General features: G+C 70.8%; 16 protein-coding genes. 7 read left to right on the top strand and 9 right to left on the bottom strand.

The window, feature by feature from the left end:
* The first annotated feature begins 57 nt into the window (after positions 1-57).
* On the top strand, positions 58-804 hold the full coding sequence (locus ADY59_RS16085) for an SDR family NAD(P)-dependent oxidoreductase (RefSeq protein WP_049562918.1): 747 nt from the start codon (positions 58-60) through the stop codon (positions 802-804).
* A gap of 203 nt (positions 805-1,007) precedes the next feature.
* Here the strand turns inward: ADY59_RS16085 and ADY59_RS16080 are convergent, their stop codons facing one another.
* Positions 1,008-2,225: an ABC transporter ATP-binding protein gene (locus ADY59_RS16080; RefSeq protein ID WP_049562917.1), complete on the bottom strand. Its 1,218-nt coding sequence runs from the start codon at positions 2,223-2,225 to the stop codon at positions 1,008-1,010.
* Between the two features lie 177 nt (positions 2,226-2,402).
* Between ADY59_RS16080 and ADY59_RS16075 the strand changes: the two genes are divergently transcribed.
* Positions 2,403-3,464: a LacI family DNA-binding transcriptional regulator gene (locus ADY59_RS16075; protein WP_049562915.1), complete on the top strand. Its 1,062-nt coding sequence runs from the start codon at positions 2,403-2,405 to the stop codon at positions 3,462-3,464.
* A gap of 3 nt (positions 3,465-3,467) precedes the next feature.
* Here ADY59_RS16075 and ADY59_RS16070 read toward each other — a convergent pair whose 3' ends face one another.
* The gene (locus tag ADY59_RS16070; protein ID WP_049562913.1) at positions 3,468-3,953 is read right to left on the bottom strand and encodes a glutathione peroxidase; all 486 of its coding nucleotides are present in this window, start codon (positions 3,951-3,953) and stop codon (positions 3,468-3,470) included.
* Between the two features lie 377 nt (positions 3,954-4,330).
* On the opposite strand from ADY59_RS16070, the gene ADY59_RS16065 reads away from it, so the two are divergent.
* Complete coding sequence (locus tag ADY59_RS16065; RefSeq protein WP_231618741.1) at positions 4,331-4,798, top strand: transglycosylase SLT domain-containing protein; 468 nt, start codon at positions 4,331-4,333, stop codon at positions 4,796-4,798.
* 28 nt (positions 4,799-4,826) lie between these two features.
* Here ADY59_RS16065 and ADY59_RS16060 read toward each other — a convergent pair whose 3' ends face one another.
* Positions 4,827-5,477, bottom strand: coding sequence for a TetR/AcrR family transcriptional regulator (locus ADY59_RS16060; RefSeq protein ID WP_049562911.1), 651 nt, complete (start codon positions 5,475-5,477; stop codon positions 4,827-4,829).
* An 82-nt stretch (positions 5,478-5,559) separates the two neighbouring features.
* On the opposite strand from ADY59_RS16060, the gene ADY59_RS16055 reads away from it, so the two are divergent.
* Positions 5,560-6,675, top strand: a complete 1,116-nt coding sequence (locus tag ADY59_RS16055; protein ID WP_049562910.1) for a ferritin-like domain-containing protein — start codon at positions 5,560-5,562, stop codon at positions 6,673-6,675.
* A gap of 48 nt (positions 6,676-6,723) precedes the next feature.
* Here ADY59_RS16055 and fxsA read toward each other — a convergent pair whose 3' ends face one another.
* The gene (gene fxsA, locus ADY59_RS16050; protein WP_156325534.1) at positions 6,724-6,876 is read right to left on the bottom strand and encodes an FxSxx-COOH cyclophane-containing RiPP peptide; all 153 of its coding nucleotides are present in this window, start codon (positions 6,874-6,876) and stop codon (positions 6,724-6,726) included.
* Between the two features lie 154 nt (positions 6,877-7,030).
* On the opposite strand from fxsA, the gene fxsT reads away from it, so the two are divergent.
* Positions 7,031-9,568 carry an FxSxx-COOH system tetratricopeptide repeat protein gene (gene fxsT, locus ADY59_RS16045; protein WP_049562908.1) on the top strand — a complete coding sequence of 846 codons (2,538 nt, stop codon included), beginning with the start codon at positions 7,031-7,033 and terminating at the stop codon, positions 9,566-9,568.
* Here fxsT and ADY59_RS16040 read toward each other — a convergent pair.
* The 4 genes from ADY59_RS16040 to ADY59_RS16025 form a co-directional block, all read right to left on the bottom strand.
* Positions 9,558-10,850: an HEXXH motif domain-containing protein gene (locus tag ADY59_RS16040; RefSeq protein ID WP_063780672.1), complete on the bottom strand. Its 1,293-nt coding sequence runs from the start codon at positions 10,848-10,850 to the stop codon at positions 9,558-9,560. The two genes, fxsT and ADY59_RS16040, sit on opposite strands and share 11 nt — an antisense overlap.
* A gap of 10 nt (positions 10,851-10,860) precedes the next feature.
* On the bottom strand, positions 10,861-12,015 hold the full coding sequence (locus ADY59_RS16035) for an FxsB family cyclophane-forming radical SAM/SPASM peptide maturase (protein WP_049562905.1): 1,155 nt from the start codon (positions 12,013-12,015) through the stop codon (positions 10,861-10,863).
* Between the two features lie 162 nt (positions 12,016-12,177).
* Positions 12,178-14,475, bottom strand: coding sequence for a tetratricopeptide repeat protein (locus ADY59_RS16030; protein ID WP_049562904.1), 2,298 nt, complete (start codon positions 14,473-14,475; stop codon positions 12,178-12,180).
* A 287-nt stretch (positions 14,476-14,762) separates the two neighbouring features.
* Positions 14,763-15,245, bottom strand: coding sequence for a nucleoside deaminase (locus tag ADY59_RS16025; RefSeq protein WP_049562901.1), 483 nt, complete (start codon positions 15,243-15,245; stop codon positions 14,763-14,765).
* Positions 15,246-15,381: 136 nt separating this feature from the next.
* Between ADY59_RS16025 and ADY59_RS16020 the strand changes: the two genes are divergently transcribed.
* Positions 15,382-17,106 carry an ABC transporter ATP-binding protein gene (locus tag ADY59_RS16020; RefSeq protein WP_156325533.1) on the top strand — a complete coding sequence of 575 codons (1,725 nt, stop codon included), beginning with the start codon at positions 15,382-15,384 and terminating at the stop codon, positions 17,104-17,106.
* The gene (locus ADY59_RS16015; RefSeq protein ID WP_053174802.1) at positions 17,103-18,923 is read left to right on the top strand and encodes an ABC transporter ATP-binding protein; all 1,821 of its coding nucleotides are present in this window, start codon (positions 17,103-17,105) and stop codon (positions 18,921-18,923) included. The genes ADY59_RS16020 and ADY59_RS16015 overlap by 4 nt, the downstream gene beginning before the upstream one ends.
* Positions 18,924-18,965: 42 nt before the next feature.
* Here the strand turns inward: ADY59_RS16015 and ADY59_RS16010 are convergent, their stop codons facing one another.
* Positions 18,966-19,409, bottom strand: coding sequence for a hypothetical protein (locus ADY59_RS16010; protein ID WP_049562898.1), 444 nt, complete (start codon positions 19,407-19,409; stop codon positions 18,966-18,968).
* Positions 19,410-19,455 lie beyond the last annotated feature (46 nt).

Raw genomic sequence — 19,455 nt, 5'->3', positions numbered from 1 at the left:
TAACAGACACAGAGCCCTCCTAGACCTCCCTTACCCTCTTCGTCGGCAGCGCCAGATGTGTATAAGAGACAGCCGGGCGCCACCGCCGGTATCGGCGCCGCCTTCGCCCGGCGGCTGGCCGCCGACGGCTTCTCGCTGGTCCTGGTGGCTCGCGACGAGAGCAGGCTGGCCGAGGAGGCCGGGCGGCTCCGGCTGCGTTACGGCGTGCCGGTGGACCTGCTGCCCGCCGACCTGGGCACCGAGGAGGGCCTGGCGCGCGTCGAGGCCCGCTGCCGGGAGGGCGTCGACCTGCTGGTCAACAACGCCGGCTTCGGCCACAAGGGCGCGTTCCTGCAGACGCCGGTCGAGGACGAGCTGGTCATGCTCAAGGTCCACTGCGAGGCGGTGCTGCGGCTCACGCTGGCCGCGCTGCCCGGGATGCGGGAGCGCGACCGGGGTGGGGTGATCAACGTGGCGTCGGTGGCCGCGTACTTCACCCGGGGCACCTACAGCGCGAGCAAGGCGTGGGTGGTCAACTTCAGCGAGTCGGCGGCGGCCGAGGCGGGCAGCGCGCGCGTCAAGGTGATGGCGCTGTGCCCGGGGTTCGTGCGCACCGAGTTCCATCAGCGCGCCTCCATGGACATGTCCGGCACGCCGGGCATCCTGTGGCTCAAGGCCGACGACGTGGCCCGTACGGCGATGCGCGACCTGGCGCTCGGCAAGCGGGTCTCGGTGCCGTCGCTGCGCTACAAGGTCATCCTGAACGTCGGCAGGCTCGTCCCCCACGGCCTCGCCTCCCGGATCTCCGCCAGGATCGGCCGCTGACCCACCCCGCCGCGAACGCCGCCGCCCGCGTCCCCCGCACCGACCGGCCCGTAGCCGCGGGAGTCCCGTACCCGCACAGCACCCGTACCCGCGCGCTAGCCGTACCCAAGTAAGGCGGGCCCTCGCCGCGGGAGGGGGTCGCGGTGAGGGCCCGTGACGGCCGCGAGCGGGGCTCGCGGCCGGGAACCGGTGGTTCGGAAGGGTCAGCGGCCGATGTTGGCCTCGTGGCCGATCGCCAGGCCGGAGGTCGGGTCGAAGTAGTGCAGGTTGTGCGCGTCGAGGACCAGGTCGATGTTCTGGCCGGGACGGGCGTGGCTGCGGGCGTTGACCCGGGCGGTCCACAGCGACTTGTCGCCCGCCAGCGGCAGCGTGGCCTCGTCCTCGTCGCCCGCGTCGGCGGCGGCGACGGTGTCCTTGTGCTCGACCGGCGGGGCGTCGATGAAGAACAGCACGTTGATCTCGGAGCCGAGCTCCTCGGTGACCTCCGCCTTGACGGGCAGCGTGGCCCAGCCATCGGCGTGGCTGCCGGCGGAGGCGGCGTCCTCGAAGTCCGACGGGCGGATGCCGAGGATGATCTTCTTGCCGATGTACTGGTCGAGGCCCGGCTTGTCGGTGAACGTGGAGTCGGGGATCGGCAGCTTGATGCCGGCGAAGGAGACGGCGGCGCCGCCGTCGCGGACCAGCTCGGCGGTGACGAAGTTCATCGACGGCGAGCCCATGAAGCCGGCGACGAACAGGTTGACCGGCTTGTCGAACAGGTTCTGCGGCGTGTCGACCTGCTGCAGCAGACCGTCGCGGAGCACGCAGACGCGGTCGCCGAGGGTCATGGCCTCGACCTGGTCGTGCGTGACGTAGACGGTGGTGACGCCGAGGCGCTCGTGCATCTGGTTGAGCGAGGCGCGCATGGACACGCGGAGCTTGGCGTCCAGGTTGGACAGCGGCTCGTCCATGAGGAAGGCCTGCGGCTCACGGACGATGGCGCGGCCCATGGCGACACGCTGGCGCTGACCACCGGACAGGGCGGCCGGCTTGCGCTTGAGGTAGGTCTCCAGGCCCAGCATCTTGGCGGCGTCGTTGACGCGCTGCGCGATCTCGGCCTTGGGCATCTTGCGGAGCTTGAGGCCGAAGGCGAGGTTCTCCTCGACCGTCATGTGCGGGTAGAGCGCGTAGTTCTGGAACACCATCGCGATGTCGCGGTCCTTCGGCGGCAGGTGGTTGACCACCTTCTCGCCGATGGCGATCTCGCCGCCGCTGATGTCCTCCAGGCCGGCGATCATCCGGAGCGCGGTCGACTTACCGCAACCGGAGGGGCCGACCAGCACCATGAACTCGCCATCCTTGATCTCAAGGTTGAGCCCGTTCACGGCCTTTACGCCACCGGCGTAGATCTTGTCGACGTTGGTCAGAACGATGGATGCCATGACTGTCCTTCGCGCTCCAGGGCTTGACCCCGATGTTGTGCGGAGTTTCCACTTTCGTGGATACGTTTTCAAGCATCTCACCCGAAACGGACATCCGTGTCAAGGGTTAGCGTGTGACCAGCCTTTGTCTTCCCCGAAGACTATCCCGATTCCGGAAAGCATGATGGAATCGTTTCCATGGAGAAGCGGGCGACGATCAAGGACGTGGCCGAGGCTGCGGGCGTCGGCGTGGCCACCGTGTCGCGGGTGCTGTCCGGCGGTTCGGCCAGCCCGCGCACCCGCGAACGGGTGCTCGCGGTGGCCGCCCAGCTCGACTACCGCCCCAGCGCGCTCGGCCGCAACCTGCGCCAGCGCCGCACCGGCGGCATGGGGCTGCTGGTGCCCGACCTCACCGACACGTTCTTCGGCCAGCTCGCCGAGGGCGTGCTGGCCTGCGGCCGCTCGGCCGGCGAGCCCGTCCTGCTCGCCTCCACCGCCGACGACCCCGAGCAGGAGTCCGAGATGATCGGCATGCTGCTGGAACAGGGCGTCGACCGGGTGATCGCGGTGCCGTCGGGCGGCGCCGACACCTGGCGGCCGGCGATCCGCGCGGGCATGGCGGTCGTCTTCGCCGACCGGCTGCCCGCCGACGCCGCCGAGCCGGCCGGCTCCACCGGCGTCCGCGACCTCATGCTCCTGGACGGCCTGCCCGCCGCGGCCGAGCCGGCCGCCCGCCCCGTCGACGTCCCCGCCGTCCTGGCCGACGACCGCGCGGGCATCCGTACGGCGGTCCGCTACCTGCGGGGGCTGGGCCACCGGCGCATCGCCTTCCTCGGCGGTCCCGGCCACGACCGGCGGGTGGCCGCCTTCCGCGAGGCGGTCGGCGACCCGGTGGACGAGGAACTGGTCGTCTTCGCGACCGGCAGCCGCGACGCCGCCTACGCCGCGGCCTCCGGCCTGTTCCAGAGCCGCCCCGACCTGTCGGCGGTGGTGGCCGCCGGCAACGTCCTCGGCGAGGCGGCCGTCCTGGCCGCCCGCGAGCTGGACCTGCGGGTGCCCCGCGACGTGTCGCTGGTCATGTACGACGACGTGCCGTGGGCCGAGCTGTGCTCGCCGCCGCTGACCGTGATCGCCCAGCCCGGCCGCGACATCGGCTACCGCGCCGCCGAGCTGGTGCTGCGCACCGGCGCCCGGCGGCCGCGCACGGTGGTGCTGCCGACCGAGCTCATCGTCCGGGGCAGCTGCGGCCCGCACCGCTGAGCCCTACAACAGCTTCTCGATGGCCGTGGCGATCGCGGGGTCGTCCGGGGTGGTGCCGGGGCGGAAGCGGGCCGCCACCGTGCCGTCGCGGGCCACGAGGAACTTCTCGAAGTTCCACTGCACGTCGCCGGCCTGGCCGTCGGCGTCCGGGACGTCCGCCAGCCGCTCGTAGAGCGGATGCCTGCCGGGACCGTTGACCTCGGCCTTCTCCAGCAGCGGGAAGTCGACGCCGTAGGTGGCCGAGCAGAACTCCTGGATCTCCTCGGCGCTGCCCGGCTCCTGCCCCATGAACTGGTTGCACGGCACGCCCACCACGCTGAACCCGCGCGGCCCGTACTGCCGGTGAAGCTCGACCAGGCCGGCGTACTGCGGGGTCAGCCCGCACCGGGAGGCCACGTTCACGATGAGCAGGGCGTTGTCGCCGGCCAGGCCGGCGAGGGTCGTGGGCACGTCCGCCAAGGTGCGAACCGGGATGTCTCGAACACTCATGCGCCCGACCCTACTCGCCATCCCACCTTCGGGAGCGGTTCAAACCCCAGGCCCGGGCCCGTTTCGCGGCAAGCGCGGGCCATCCGCGCGCCGGGCCGCGCCAACCCGGCCCAACGGGAGCGCTCTTTGTCGGCCACCGTGCGGCAAACACCTGTCCGGGGCGTGTCCCAGGTCCCGGAGCCCGGCCGGGCCGCGTACTACAACCGGCTGAGAGGACATGTCGTGGCGCCCTCCGGGCCGTCCAGCACGATCGGGCGGACCAAAGGATCCCGGAGGGCCACGCGGACCCTCCGCGTGCGAGCCACGGACGCGGGCCGGCAGGGGCGCCGGGGAAGCGAGAGCGCCCGTCCGCACGCGACCCGACCGCGAGGACGAAATTGGACAGCAAGCGCACACTACGGATCACTCTCGTCGCCGTCGCCGGCATCACCGCGTTCAGCGGTACGGTGACGACCGCCTGGGCGGAGACGGGAGACGCCCCGGTGGTCAAGACCGGCGTCTGGCGGACCTCCGCCAAGCCGAAGGTCGCCGCCGGGGACGCCAAGAGCAGGAGCAAGGGGTTCGCCCTGAACCAGGTGGTGCAGCGGTCGTGGCCGCTGCGTGAGTTCCACTGCCTGGACAACCTGTGGACCAGGGAGAGCAACTGGAATCACCGCGCACACAACTCATCGTCAGGCGCCTACGGCATCCCGCAGGCGCTCCCCGCAGGAAAGATGCGGGGAGCGGGCAGGGACTGGCGGCACAACCCGGAGACCCAGATCCGGTGGGGCCTGGCCTACATCAAGGGAAGGTACGGCAAGCCGTGCGGCGCCTGGGGGCACTTCAGGTCGCACAACTGGTACTGACGCCGGCTTTCCGGAGGGCATCCGCCACTCAGCGGGTGCCCTCCCGCCGCGCCGGGTGCACCGCGATGGCCTGGATCAGCATCTCGACGCCGAACTCGAACTCGGCCTCGTGATCGCAACTGCCCAGCAGCGCCGACAGCCCGTGCACCTCGGGGAACAGCGCCGGGTCCACCCCGTCGGGAACGGCCGCCCTGGCGTCCTGCGGCGGCGCGAACGTGGGCGTCACCCCGACCTCCCGCAGCAGCGACCCGACGATGAACGCGATGAACAGCCGCACCACCCGCACCGCGTCGACCCCGTCGAACCCCGCGCTGCGCAGCGTGGCCAGCGCCCGCTCCACCGGCAGCATCCCGGCGGGCGAGTGGAGCTGCCGGCTGACGACGAGCATGGTGCAGCGGGGATAGTGGTGCGCGATCTGCCGGAAGGCCCGGGCCTGCATCCGCACCCGGTCGGTCCAGTGGGCGCCGGGGTCGTCGGTGAACTCGATCCCGCTCAGCACGGCCTCGGCCACGCCGCTGAGCAGCGCGTCCTTGTTGGGCACGTGGTTGTAGAGGGACATCACGCCGACGCCCAGCTCGGCCGCGATGCGCCGCATGGAGACCGCGTCGGCGCCCTCGCGCTCGATCAGGGCGATGGCCGCGGCCACGATGCGCGCCCTGGACAGGGGCTCGGTGGTCATAGCTCATTCTATTGACGCGCGTACACCGTACGTGCAAGCTCCGATTACGGACGTACGGCGTACGTGACCCCCCGGAGGTCCCATGTCGACCCACGATCTCTACACCATCCCCGCCGGGCTCTCCACGTGGAACGTGGACATGGCCGGAACCAGCAAGTTCACCTGGGAGTACGACGACGGCCGCGACAGGATGCTGGCCCTGTACCAGAAGGGCAAGGACAAGCAGTGGGACTCGGTCCGGCGCATCGACTGGGGCCTGGAGGTGGACCCGTACGACGTGCTCGGCATCCCGGACACCACCATCGCCATCCACGGCACCCCGCTGTGGGAGCGGATGGACGAACGGCAGCGCAAGGACGTCCGGCTGCACGGCGCGGCCTGGCAGTTCTCCCAGTTCCTGCACGGGGAGCAGGGCGCGATGATCTGCTCGGCCAGGATCGTCGAGTCGGTGCCCGACCTCGACTCCAAGTTCTACGCCGCCACCCAGACGATGGACGAGGCCCGCCACGCCGAGACCTACGCCCGGTTCCTGCAGGAGAAGGTCGGCCTCGCCTACCCGATCAACGAACACCTCAAGGCGCTGCTGGACAGCACGCTGACCGACTCCCGCTGGGACATGCCGTACCTGGGCATGCAGGTGCTGATCGAGGGCCTGGCGCTGGCGGCGTTCGGCGTCATGCGCGACATCACCACCAAGCCGCTCCCCAAGCAGATCCTCGCCTACGTCATGCAGGACGAGGCCAGGCACGTCGCCTTCGGCCGGATGGCCCTGCGCGACTACTACAAGGAACTGTCGGAGACCGAACTGCGCGAGCGCGAGGACTTCGTCATCGAGGGCTGCTACCTCATGCGTGACCGGCTGCGCGGCAGGGAGACATGGGAGAACCTCGGCCTGACGAAGGCCGAGGTGGACGAGGCCATGCAGGCGGTGGACGAGTCGGAGTACCTGCGCCTGTTCAGGTCACTGCTGTTCAGCCGCATCGTGCCGTGCGTCAAGGACATCGGGCTGTGGAGCCCGCGGCTGCAGCAGGCGTACGCGGACATGGGCGTGCTGGAGATGGCGGGCCAGTCGCTGGAGGCGCTGATGAAACAGGACGAGGAGATCGCCGAGAAGCTGGACGAGGCGCGCTTCGCCGAGGAGGAATCCGAACGGCACACCGAAGTCGCCGACACGATCGCCCTCGGCTCGACAGGCTGAGCCGGCGGGCGCGCGGCAGCCCCGGATCGTCCACGGGTGGTCCGGGGCTCACACCGCCGACTGGAAGCCGGCCACCGTGCCGCCCCCGTCGTCGGCGCAGCGCTGCCATGCCCGGGTGAGGGCCGGATTCTGGAGCCTCTTGAGGTCTTCCAGATCGATGTCTCCGACATCGATGAGCCCGGTCCCGTTCGTGTCCTCCATACGGCCCTCCTCGAAGCTGATTACGGCCACCCGCAAATGCGATGAATTGTGGCGCGGGCGCTCCCCTGCTTTGCTATATGTGATTCTGTGACCGCCGCTCGCCAGAATCAATCGTAGGGTCGAAAATAAGGCCGACGAGAGGGGCTGAGGCACCGTGGACGAGCAGGTCAGCACGCAGGAACCGGCGCGGATGCCCGCAATCTGGGGCAAGAAGATTCCCGGCCGCAACAAGAATTTCACCGGGCGCGAGAAACTCCTCAGCCAGCTGCGGGAAAGCATCACGACGTCCACCAAAGCGGCCGTCGTCCCCCTTCCTCAGGCCCTGCAAGGGCTCGGCGGCGTGGGCAAGACCCAGCTCGCGATCGAGTACGCGTGGCGCTATCGCGGTTTCTACGACCTGATCTGGTGGGTGCCGGCCGACCAGCCGATGCTCGTGCCCAGCACCCTCGCGGCGCTCACCGACGATCTGAAGCTGCGCCCCGCCAGCAGTGTCGGCATCGACGAGGCGGCCGCCTCCGTGCGCGACGCGCTCCAGCGCGGCGACCCCGTCGAGAAGTGGTTACTGATCTTCGACAATGCCGACGAGCCCGAGGAGATCCGCGACCTCATCCCCGAAGGAGGCCCCGGCCACGTCCTGATCACCTCCCGCAACAGCCGCTGGAGCGGCGTCGCCGAAACCGTGCCCGTCGACGTGTTCTCCCGCGCCGAAAGCGTCGACTTCCTGCGCAAACGACTCCAACGGAAGATCGAGGAGCGCGAAGCCGGGCACCTGGCCTCCGAGCTCGGCGACCTCCCTCTCGCCCTGGAACAGGCGGCGGCCCTCCAAGTCATGACCGGCATGACCACCGACGAGTACATCGAGCAGCTGTCGGAGCGAGCCCGGGAAGTGCTCGCCCTCGGCAAGTCGACCGAATACCCGCTGTCGATGACCGCGGCCTGGCAACTGTCCGTCCAGGAGATCGAGAACCGGCTGCCCGAGGCCGCCGAGGTGCTGCGCTGCCTGGCCTTCTTCGGCCCCGACCCCATCCCCCGCGAGGTGTTCCGGCGCGGCAACAAGGCGGGCACCCAGCGGATGGGCCCGATCCTGGCCAACCCACTCGTGCTCAGCAGGGCCTTCGCCGAGCTCAACCGGTTCGCCCTGGTGAAGATCGAGGCCGAGGCCGGCACCGTGCAGGTCCACCGGCTCGTCCAGGCGCTGCTGCGCGACTCGCTCGGAGAGAGCGAGCGCGCGGCCATCAGGCACGAGGTGCACCAGGTGCTGGCGAGCGGCGCGCCGACCAAACCCGAGGACACCACATACTGGCCGGCCTTCTCCGACCTGGTCCCGCACGTGCGTCCGGCGGGGCTGGCGCGGTGCGGCGACGATGCGGTGCAGGAGCTCGCCATCAATGTCGTCCGCTACCTCTACCGCGTGGCCAGCTACAACTCCGCCCAGACCTTCGCCGAGGAGTTCCTCGACAACTGGACACGAGCGTCGGGCATCGCCGATCCGCAGGTCCTGCGCCTGCGCAGGCACCTGGGCATCGTGCTCTGGCAGATCGGCCGCTACGACGAGTCGCGCCGGCTCAACGAGGAGACTCTGGACCTCATGCGCGTGGAGTTCGGCGACGAGCACGAGGAGACCCTCGGCGTCGCCCTCACCTACGGCGCCAACCTGCGCTCCCAGGGCAAGTTCCGCGAGGCCTTCGAACAGGACACCGCCTCGCTGGCCGCGCACGAGCGTAAGTTCGGGGCCAACCACCCGGCCACCCTACGTGTGATCAACAACCTCGCGCTGGACCACGCCTTGCTCAGCGAGTACGAGCAGGCCCGCGAACTGCAGCAGCTGGCCTTCCTGGAGCAGAGCAGCGCGCGTGAGGGGGTCAGCAAGTGGGACGTGCAGATGTGCTGGAACGGGCTGGCCCGGGTGGTCCGCGCGTGCGGCGACCATGTGCAGGCCTGCGACTTCGGCGAGGAGGCCTACGCCCACGGCTGCCGCGAGCTCCAGGTCGAGCACCAGCTCACGCTCATGACCGCCCGCGACCTGTCCATCGCCCGCCGCCGGATCGGCGACGTCGACGGCGCACTCGAACTGATCGACGAAACCTTCGCCAGACTGGTCAAACTCTTCGGCAACCAGCACCCCGAGACCATGGCCGCCATGGTCGCCCTCAGCAACACCCTGCGCCAGGCCGGCCGTCACGAGGAGGCGATGGCACTGGCGAAGGCGGTGCTCCCCCGCTACGAGGAGGTCTTCGGCCCGCAGCACCCCTTCACCTACGGCTGCCAGATCAACCTCGCCCTGCTCTACCGCCTGCGCGGCGACGCCCGCCGGGCCGGCGAGCTCGACCGGCAGGCACATGACGGGCTGCGCGACGCCCTCGGCGAAAGACACCGTTACACCTTCGCCGGCGCCGTCAACCTGGCCGGCGACCTGGCCGCCCTCGGTGACCGCCCGAGGGCGTGCGAGATCGGCAGGCAGACGTACGAGCAGGTCAGGGAATTCTTCGGTGAGAGGCATCCGCTCGCGCTGTCGGCGGCCGTCAACCTGACCGTCGACCTGCGCGCCTCGGGCGACGTCGCCGAGGCCGAGGCCCTCTACGCGGTCGCCGAGGCGCACTACAGGGCGGCGTTCCCCAAGGACCATCCCGAACGTGTCCACGCAGCCACCGGCGAGCGTTTCAACTGGGACTTCGACCCGCTCACCCTGTAGGTTGCCGGTTCCTGGCCTGCCAGGCCGCCCGGTGCTCGTCCGACTCGCGCCGGGCGGCGTCGAGGGCGGCGGCGGGCACCGGTTCGGTGAGCCAGGCCGACAGCGTGCGCCGCATCGCGGTGACGAACCGCTCACCGGGGGCGTTCAGCCGGCCGCTGTCGAGCAGCGTCCCGGTCACCTCGTAGGCCGACTCCCGCCACCGGCCGAACTCGATGTGCGGGCGCAGGTCCGTCTCGTGCGCGCGCTGGCGCCGCCAGAACCCGGACACGCCCAGATACGCGTACGCCCCCTGGATCAGGCCGGACAGCGGGCGCGGGTCGGGCCGCCACGGCGCGTAGTAGCGCCCGTCGTCCGGTGCCAGCAGGTCCGTGACGTCCAGGACGGCGCCGAGCTTGGCGTGCTGCACCTCGTGGGCGAACGTGGAGGCCAGCCACCGCCCGTCGGGCGGGGTGGACATCGCGATCGCGCCGAACCTGCCGGCCGCCGAGGCGCTGTTCATGCCCTGGTCGGGGGGCCGGATCGGAGTCAGGACCGAGATGATGGAGCCGAGCTCCGCGGCGATGGTCCAGTGGTGCCGCGTCAGCGTCCGCCACGCGGCGTCCAGGCACGCCTGCCAGGCGCGGAGCTCGGCGGCGGACAGGCGGCCGTCGATCACCGTTTCGCTGGTCCACCGGTGCGGGTCGAGGTCGTCGACGAGCAGGCCGAGGGCCCCGTCGCCGGTGCGGATGCGGGCCAGCGGCTCCCAGCCCGGCTGCTCCCGCTCGCCGGCGGCGACGCGCCGGCCGCCGGCCGTCACCTCCCCGTCGGCGTGCACGCGTAGCTCGACCAGGTCTGCGGCCTCGGGAAGGACGAGCTGCCCGAGCGAGGGCAGGGTGACCCTGCCCGCCGGCGCCGGCGCCTCGACCCGGCACGGGACACCGGCCCGGACGGCCGCCGCGGCGGCGACCCCGCCGAGCTGCGCGGCGTCGTGCGCGGCCGCGCCGTCGCCGGTCAGGGTGTGTACGGTGCGCGCGGCCCAGGCGCCGACAGCCGGATGGCGCAGGACGGCGTCGACCGCCTCCGGCCGCTTCTTCTCCACGTCCGCGAGCACGTCGTACGCGTGGTCCACGGCCTTCGCGCCGGGGTGCCCGCCGCCGCTCGCCAGCCGGGCCACGCCGAGCACGAGCAAGCGGTGCTTGCTGCGCTGGGCCGCGACGAGGTGGCGCACGGCCTCCGCGCCGCCGCCACCGGCGGCCAACAGGGACAGCACGTCGCCGGGCAACCGGTGAGGCCGTGGTTCCATGGAGTTCCCTTCAGGTGGAGGATCGCCGGAGATCTTTGACGAGACGCGAATGGATGTGCCCGATCAGCCGGTAGAGGTCGTAGCAGTAGACCGACGGGTTGCGGAACCCGGTGCCCGGCCGGTAGCGGTGCGGGTAGAGGCCGGCGCCGCACACGCGGCCGAACCGGCACGACTTGCAGGTGTCGCTCAGCGCCTCCCAGCCCAGCTGCCTGGCCACCATGCCGGGGTGCTCCAGGGCCAGGTCGAAGGGATGGTCGACGATGTTGAGCCCGGTGGCCGGCGCGCCGTGCTGCACCACCTTGAGCGCGTCGGTCTGCTCGATCGTGCCGTCGGTCTCGATCACCACCAGGCTCGTCGGGGTCAGGCCCACCGATTCGCTGGCGGACTTGCCGCCCAGGAGCATGTGGATGATCTCCTCGAAGAGCCGGACGACCGTCTCGCCGCTGGAGCCGTACCAGCGGTCGAACACGGCCACGAGCCAGTCGCCGTACGGCGTTTTCTTGGGGTCGGCGGAGCGGCCGGGCGGCGGGGAGTCCCAGGTGCCGTGCGGCAGCAGGAAGTCGATCATCGGCGGCCGGAACTCCAGCAGTGCCTCGTAGGTCTCGATGGGGTGGTTGGCCAGGTCGACGGTGCACAGCAGGCCGCTGTAGAGATGCTCGAAGGCCGGGCTCATCAGCAGCTGGAGCGCCCTGGCGACCGGCTCGTAGCTGCTGCGGCCGTCGGAGAACCGGCGGTTGCGGTCGTTGCCGCGCGGGCTGCCGTCGAGGCTGACCCCGACCTTGACGTCGAGGTCGGCGAAGCAGCGCAGCGCGTCGTCGTCCAGGAGCACCCCGTTGGTCTGCACCGCCGCGTCGACCCGGAGGCCGGGGCCGGCCTGGGACCTGATGGTCTCCACGGCCGCGCGCAGGTAGGCGTGGCCGACCAGGAGCGGCTCCCCGCCGTGCAGGATGAGCCGGACGGAGTCGACCTGATGGCGCCGGGCGTGTTCGGTGATGCGGGCGGCCGCGGCCGTGATGAGCGCGGGCGCCATGACCTTGGGGCGTGATCGCCAGCTCTGGTCGGCCAGGGTGTAGACGTAGCAGTAGTCGCAGGCCAGATTGCACCGGCTGTGCACTTTCAGAAGGAATTGCCGGAAAGGCCGAGGCTCCCAGCCATCCTGCAACATTTGGGGCACATCGAGGGTGGCGGGCCACTCTCGTGCTGCTTCTTGGAATGTCACCGCGCAACACCCCGTGCCTGCCCCGGGAACTTGTGTAATCCGCAATGCTAGCCGACACCCGGCTGATTGAGGAGACCAACCTTAACGTCCATAAATGCTCGGCCATAATCAGGGCGGATCGTCGCGGAATTCCTTGAAGTCGATGAGGACGAGGGCCAGGCCGTGCCGGGTGAGGGAGGTGTCGGGATGGTCGGGGCCCAGCACTCGTTCCCGGTCGGCCAGCACCTGCTCGTAGGCCGACTTCGCCTCCTCGAACCGGCCCCGCTTGTGCAGGGTGGTGGCGAGGTCGTACCGGGTGAGCAGCGTGTCGGGATGCTCCTCGCCGAGGACCCGTTCCCGGTCGGCCAGCACCTGCCGCAGGGCCGTCTCCCCCTCCTCGTACATCTCCAGGTCGGTGAGGATGGTGGCCAGGTTGTGCCGCGTGTGCAGGGTCTGGGGATGGTCCGGGCCGAGGACACGCTGCTGGTGGTCCAGGATGTCGCGGTAGGACTCCGCCGCCTTCCTGAACTCCTCGCGGGACTGCAGGGCGCGGCCGAGATGGTGGCCGGTGAGCAGAGTGTCCGGGTGATCGGCGCCGAGCACGCGCCTGCGGTCCGCCAGGACCTCGCGGTAGTACTTCTCCGCCTCGCGGAGATTGCCCTGCCGGTGCAGGTTGGCGGCGAGGTTGTGCCGCGTGAGCAGCGTGTCGGGGTGATCCGGTCCCAGCACCCGCTGCCGGTCGGCCAGGACCTTGCGCAACTCGTCCTCCGCCTGGCGGAAGCTGCCGCGCTTGTGCAGCAGGATGGCCAGGCTGTGCCGGAGCTGGAGCAGGGCCGGGTCGCGGGCGGAGAGCGTCCCGGTGACCCGGACGGCTTCGTCGCCGAGCTGTGAGGCGTCGGGGTAGGAGCCGTACTCGCGCAGGATGTCGACGACGGTCGACGTGCTGGAGGCCAGCCCGCGCAGGAGGTCGCGCGGAGGGTTGCCGGGGCAGCGGCCGATGAGGGCGCGCAGATGCTGTTCGAGCAGGACTCCCATCGGCCAGTCGCACGGCTGCTCGTGATCCAGCTCCCCCAGATCGGCGTGCAGCAGGTGCAGGGCGATCGCCCACGCCCGGTGCTGGAGGTCCTGCCGCACGGGCAGGACCCGGAAGTGCGGGAACGGCCTGGCCACGCGCAGCGTCTCGGCCACCAGCGGGTGCAGCCGGAAGCCGGGGATGTCGCCGTCGGCCGTCGGGTCGGTGAGCCCGACCCTGGTCAGCGCCTCGATCGCGACGGCGACCTGGTTGGAGGTCACCCCGATGAGGGGCCCGAGCCGGCCCGGGTGCAGCAGACCCGAGGGGATCACGTGCGCGTCGGCGAGCTGGGCCATCACCAGGGCGATGGTCGAGGCCTGCTTCACCTGCTGGTCCTGGAGCGTGCGCAACGACAACTGCCAGGTCCGTGCCACCACCTGCCTGTCCGACGGCGGCTGGGAGGTGTCGGGGCGCAGATCCAGGATGCCGACCATGTCGCTTTCGAGCGCCTGCTGGTAGGCGGCGAACGTGCGGAAGGCGCTGTGCGGCCAGGCGATGAGGGTGCCGGCCAGGTGCAGCGCCAGCGGGAGGCACTGCAGCCTGCGGGCCAGGGCGGCGGCGTGGTCGGTGTCGGGGACGCCGGGAGCCAGGTCGCGGAGCATCTGGGCCCCGGCCTCCTCGTCGATCGGCTCGATGGCGTGCACCTCGCACAGCGGCCCCCAGGTCCTGGGGTCCCGGTCACGGGAGGTCACCACGGTCACGCACATCGGGCTGGTGCGGATCCACCCGTTGCCCTCGCCCGCGGCCCCGCCCGGCGGGGCGAGCACGGCGTGCGGGTCGTCGGCGTTGTCCAGGACCAGGGCGAACCCGCCGACCTTGCCGGTACGGCGTACCGCGCCCCAGAAGACGTCGGCGGCGTTGCGGCGGCCGGCCAGCGCGTCCTGGACGTTCTCCGGCGGCACCCCGAGATCGTCCTGTGCCACCTGGAGCAGCAGCGTCTCCACCTGGCTGCGGCTGGTGGCCTCCACCCACCACACCACCCGCTGCTTCTCGCGCAGTTCCTCGGCGAGCTTCAGGGCGATGGTCGTCTTGCCGAGTCCGCCCATGCCGCCGAGGACCTGGACCGGCCCGCCGGGCACCTCGGCCGCCTGCCGCAGCCTCCCCATCAGGTCCTCGCGGCCGCGGACGAGCTCCGGAAGGCGGCCGATGGGGGCCTCGACCGAGCCGATGCTCCCGGAGGCGTCCGGAGCGCCGGCGCCCGTGGCGGAGCGGCCGCCCGAGTCGCCTCTCATGAGGGCGGCGCGCCTGCGGCGCCGGTCCCGCCACATCCCCAGCATCGGCGGCACCGCGATCATGGCGGCGGGCACCGCGAGCACAGCAGCGATCACGCCGGCGATCGTTGCCACCAACTCCATGCCTCTACGCTATGAGGACATTCACGATAAAGAGGATATTCACCGAGGATGGCTGGCCTGTAACAATATCCTCACCGCACCGACATCTCCCGTTGCGCTCGAAGGTAATCGCCATCGCACCACCACGGTCATGACATTTTGCGACTTATGGCGAAATAAGTGAACAATTCGGGCGACTCCTCGGCGTTCAGCCGAATGCCCGCCAACTCGGAGCGAATCCGCGGCCGCGTCAAATTTTCACCGGGCACGAATATCTTCCGGCCACCGAACTGGGGCGTGGCCCCCGTTCATCCACTGAGGCCGCGGAAGCGGCGGTGGAGGGCGCGGATCTCGGCCGCCAGCTCCGGCGCCGGCCCGTCGACCACCGCACCCGGGACGATGTCCCGGACCGGGAGCGGGCGCACCGGCGGCTCGCCGAGCCCCATCTCGGCGAGCCACTGCCCGAGCTGCTCCGACGAGGCCGCGTACACGATCCGGCCGAGACCCACCCAGCCGTGCGCGGCCGCGCACATCGGGCAGTGCTCGCCGGAGGTGTAGACGGTCGCCGCTGCCCGCTCGCGCGGGGTCAGGTGGGCCGCCGCCCAGCGGGCGATCTCGAACTCCGGGTGACGGGTGTGGTCGCCGGTCGCGACGACGTGGTTGTGGTCCTCGAAGAGGACGGCGCCGTCGGGCCCGACGAGCACCGAGCCGAACGGCTCGTCGCCCTCGGACAGCGCCCGGGCGGCCAGTTCGGCGCATCGGCGCAGGTGACGGAGGTCTGTCTCGTTCATGGCACCACCCTGCCACGCGCGCCACGACATCCTCACCCCGGAAAATCGGTTGATCCGCCGTACTAGCCTTGGAGGAATGCCTCCAGATACGAGCTCTCCTGGCCGTCCCCTGCTCGAATCCATCTCCCTGTGGCGGATGAGGCACTATCTCCGCCCCTACCTCGGCAAACTGATCTTCATCTGGCTGGCCGCGATCGTCGGCATCGGTGTGGGCATCACGCTGCCTCTCGTCGGCGAGCGGGTCGTCGACGGCCCCGTGCGCACCGGCGACTCCGGCGCGCTGCTCCTGCTCGGGCTGATCGCGCTGGGGCTGGGCGTCGTCGAAGCGCTTCTCACGTTCCTGCGCCGGTGGGCGCAGATCGGGCCGGTGCTCGGCCTGGAGACGAGCATCCGCGACGACGTGTACGCGCACCTGCAGCGGCTGCCGATGAGCTTCCACGGCGAGTGGCAGTCGGGTCAGCTGCTGTCGCGGGTGACCACGGACCTGTCGACGATCCGCCGGTTCCTCGGCTTCGGCATGCTGTTCCTGGTCATGAACATCCTGCAGCTCGTGGTCGTCACCGTGCTGCTCCTCAACATGTACCTGCCGCTGGGGCTGCTCGTGGCCGCCTCGGTGGTGCCGATCGTCATCCTGTCGATGCGGTTCGAGAAGCGCTACATCAAGATCTCCCGGCAGGTGCAGGACGAGCAGGGCGATCTGGCCACGTTCGTCGAGGAGTCGGCGATCGGCATCCGGACGATCAAGGCGTTCGGCCGCCGCCACCACGTCTACGAGACGTTCGACGAGGCCGCGCGCAAGCTGCACGCCACCTCGATGGGCAAGGTGCGGCTGTCGGCGCGGTTCTTCACCTTCCTGGAGATGATCCCCAACTTCACGCTGGCGCTGGTCCTGCTGCTCGGCGCGCTGGCCGTGGGCCAGGGGGCGATGACGCTGGGCGCGCTGCTCGCGTTCACCACGCTGGTGCTGCAGCTGGTGTGGCCGATCTCGAGCCTCGGCTTCATCCTGGCGATGGCGCAGGAGTCGATGACCGCCGCCGACCGCGTGCTGGAGGTCATGGACACCCCGCCGGCCATCGTGGGCGGCGACCGGGCCGCGATCGAGCGGCCGCGCGGCCACCTGCGGCTGGAGGGGGTGGAGTTCCGCTTCCCCGGCGCGGACCGGCCGGTGCTGCGCGACGTCCATCTGGAGGTGCGGCCGGGCGAGACGGTCGCGATCGTGGGCGCGACCGGGTCCGGCAAGACGACGCTGACCTCGCTCGTGCCGCGGCTGCTCGACGTCACGGCCGGCCGGGTCACCATCGACGGCCGCGACGTGCGCGAGCTGGCCCTGCCCGAGCTGCGCTCGATCGTGGCCACCGCGTTCGAGGAGCCGACGCTGTTCTCGATGAGCGTGCGCGAGAACCTGACGCTCGGCCGCCACGACGCCACCGAGGAGGAGCTCGCCGCCGCGATCCGGACCGCGCAGGCGATGTTCGTGTACGACCTGCCGTGGGGCCTCGACACGCGGATCGGCGAGCAGGGCCTGTCGCTGTCCGGCGGGCAGCGGCAGCGGCTGGCCCTGGCGCGGGCGGTGCTCAGCAAGCCCCGCATCCTGGTGCTCGACGACACGCTGTCCGCGCTCGACGTGGAGACCGAGGCGCTGGTCGAGGAGGCGTTGCGCGAGGTGCTGCGCGAGGCGACCGGCATCGTGGTGGCCCACCGCGCCTCCACGGTGCTGCTGGCCGACAAGGTCGCGCTGCTGGCCGGCGGCACGATCACGCATGTGGGCCGCCACCAGGACCTGCTGAACGAGGTGCCCGAATACCGCGAGCTGCTGGCCCAGGACGCCGACCTCGACCCTTCGGAAGGAGCGCTGCGTTGACCGCCACGACGACCTGGCGAGGGGTCTCCTCGGAGGATCAGGACGAGCTGACGGACAAGGTCAGCGGGCTGCTGCGGGCACGCTCCCGCAAGCTGCTCGGTGACCTGCTGAAACCCCACCGCAAGGCGATCGCCCTGCTCACCGCGGTGATCGTCGTGTCCAACGCGGCCGGGCTGGCCATCCCCTACCTGGTGAAGGTCGGCATCGACGCGGGCATCCCGCCGATGCTGCGCGGCACCGGGCCCGGCACGCTGCTGACCGTGGTGGGCGTCATCCTGGCGGCCGCCGTCACGCAGGCGGTGACCCGGCAGTGGTTCCTCAAGCTGTCGGGCGGGATCGGCCAGGACATCCTGCTGGAGCTGCGCCGCCGGGTGTTCGACCACTTCCAGCGGCTGTCGCTGAGCTTCCACGAGAAGTACACCTCCGGCCGGGTCATCTCCCGGCTCACCTCCGACATCGAGGCCATCGCCGAGCTGCTGCAGTCGGGCTTCGACGGGCTGGTGACGGCGGTGCTGACGATGTTCGGCACGGCGGCGCTGCTGCTGATCCTGGACGTGCACCTCGGCCTGGTGGCGCTGGTGCCGCTGCCGCTGCTGCTGCTGTTCACCCGGTGGTTCCGGCGGCAGTCGGCGATCGTCTACCGGCGCACCCGGGAGACGGTGGCGCTGGTCATCGTGCACTTCGTCGAGTCGATGACCGGTATCCGCGCCGTGCAGGCGTTTCGCCGCGAGCCGCGTAACCAGGAGATCTTCCAGCAGCTCAACGACGACTACCGGCAGGCGAACGTCCGGGCCATGAAGCTCATCGCGATCTTCATGCCGGGCATCAAGCTGATCGGCAACGTGACCGTGGCGGTCGTCCTGTTCTACGGCGGCTACCTGGCCTTCCACGGTGACGTGACGGTCGGCGTGCTCACCGCGTTCCTGCTCTACCTGCGCGGCTTCTACGAGCCGATGCAGGAGATCAGCCAGTTCTACAACACGTTGCAGTCGGCGAGCGCGGCGCTGGAGAAGCTGTCCGGGGTGCTGGAGGAGGAGCCGTCGGTGCCCGAGCCGCGCGAGCCGCACGCGCTGCCCGAGGCGCGGGGCAAGGTGCGGTTCGAGGGGGTCCGGTTCGCCTACGTGGAGGAGATGCCGATCCTGCCCGGCCTCGACCTGACGATCCCCGCCGGGCAGAGCGTGGCGCTGGTCGGCTCGACCGGGGCCGGCAAGACCACGCTGGCCAAGCTGATCTCCCGCTTCTACGACCCGACGGCCGGGCGGGTGCTGCTCGACGGCGCCGACCTGCGCACGCTGGACGAGTCGACGCTGCGCAAGGCCGTGGTCATGGTCACGCAGGAGAACTTCCTGTTCTCCGGCACGGTGATGGAGAACATCAGGTTCGGCAGGCCCGGCGCGTCCGACCGTGAGGCGCGCGAGGCGGCCATGGCGATCGGGGCGCACGAGTTCATCTCGGAGCTGCCCGACGGGTACGCGACCGAGGTCGGCAAGCGCGGCGGCCGCATGTCGGCGGGGCAGCGCCAGCTCGTCGCGTTCGCGCGGGCGTTCCTGGCCGATCCGGCGGTGCTCATCCTGGACGAGGCGACCTCCAGCCTGGACGTGCCCAGCGAGCGGCTGGTCCAGCGGGCGTTGCGGACGATCCTGGCCGACCGCACGGCGCTGATCATCGCGCACCGGCTGTCGACGGTGGAGATCGCCGATCGGGTGCTGGTCATGGAACGGGGCGAGATCGTCGAGGACGGCGCGCCGGACCAGCTCGTGGCCGCTTCCGGCCGGTTCGCCGGTCTGCACCGCGCCTGGCTGGACAGTCTCAGCTGACCGCCGCCCCGGGCCGCCTCGCCGTTGAGGCGGCCCGGTCTCCTAGCCGACGTGCGCGACGGCCAGGACGACCAGGTAGAGCTCGAACCCGGCGAGCAGCAGCACCGGTACGCCGAGCCCGAGCAGCAGCCGCCTGGGCCGCGGCGCGCGGGCGGACGTGACCGGCGGCAACGGCTCGACGGGCGCGGGCGCCGGATCGGGCTCGGCCGCCGACACCAGCTCGGGGTGCCGGCTGAGGTAGCCGGGCGGGAACGAGGTCACCTGGACCGCTCCACAGCCGGGGCAGCACGTCCCGGCCCATGGAGGCTGCACGGTGACGCCGTTGCGCAGCCACACCTCGACGGTGTTGCCGTGCCCGTCGTCGAGCCGCCTGACGGTGTAACGAACCTCCCAGACGTGCCAGCAGCACAGGCACTCGTAGGGCCAGAGTTGATGAGTGTCGAACCCATCGCGCACCAGGACCACCCCCCGGTAACGGATCACCATCCGCACCGAGTGTGCGCCCGGCTCCCACCACCGGCAAGACGGACCT

This window comes from Nonomuraea sp. SBT364, assembly GCF_001083785.1.
Taxonomy (GTDB): domain Bacteria; phylum Actinomycetota; class Actinomycetes; order Streptosporangiales; family Streptosporangiaceae; genus Nonomuraea.
The sequence above is the reverse complement of the archived record's forward strand: the minus strand, read 5'-3'. Positions and strand labels throughout refer to the sequence as shown.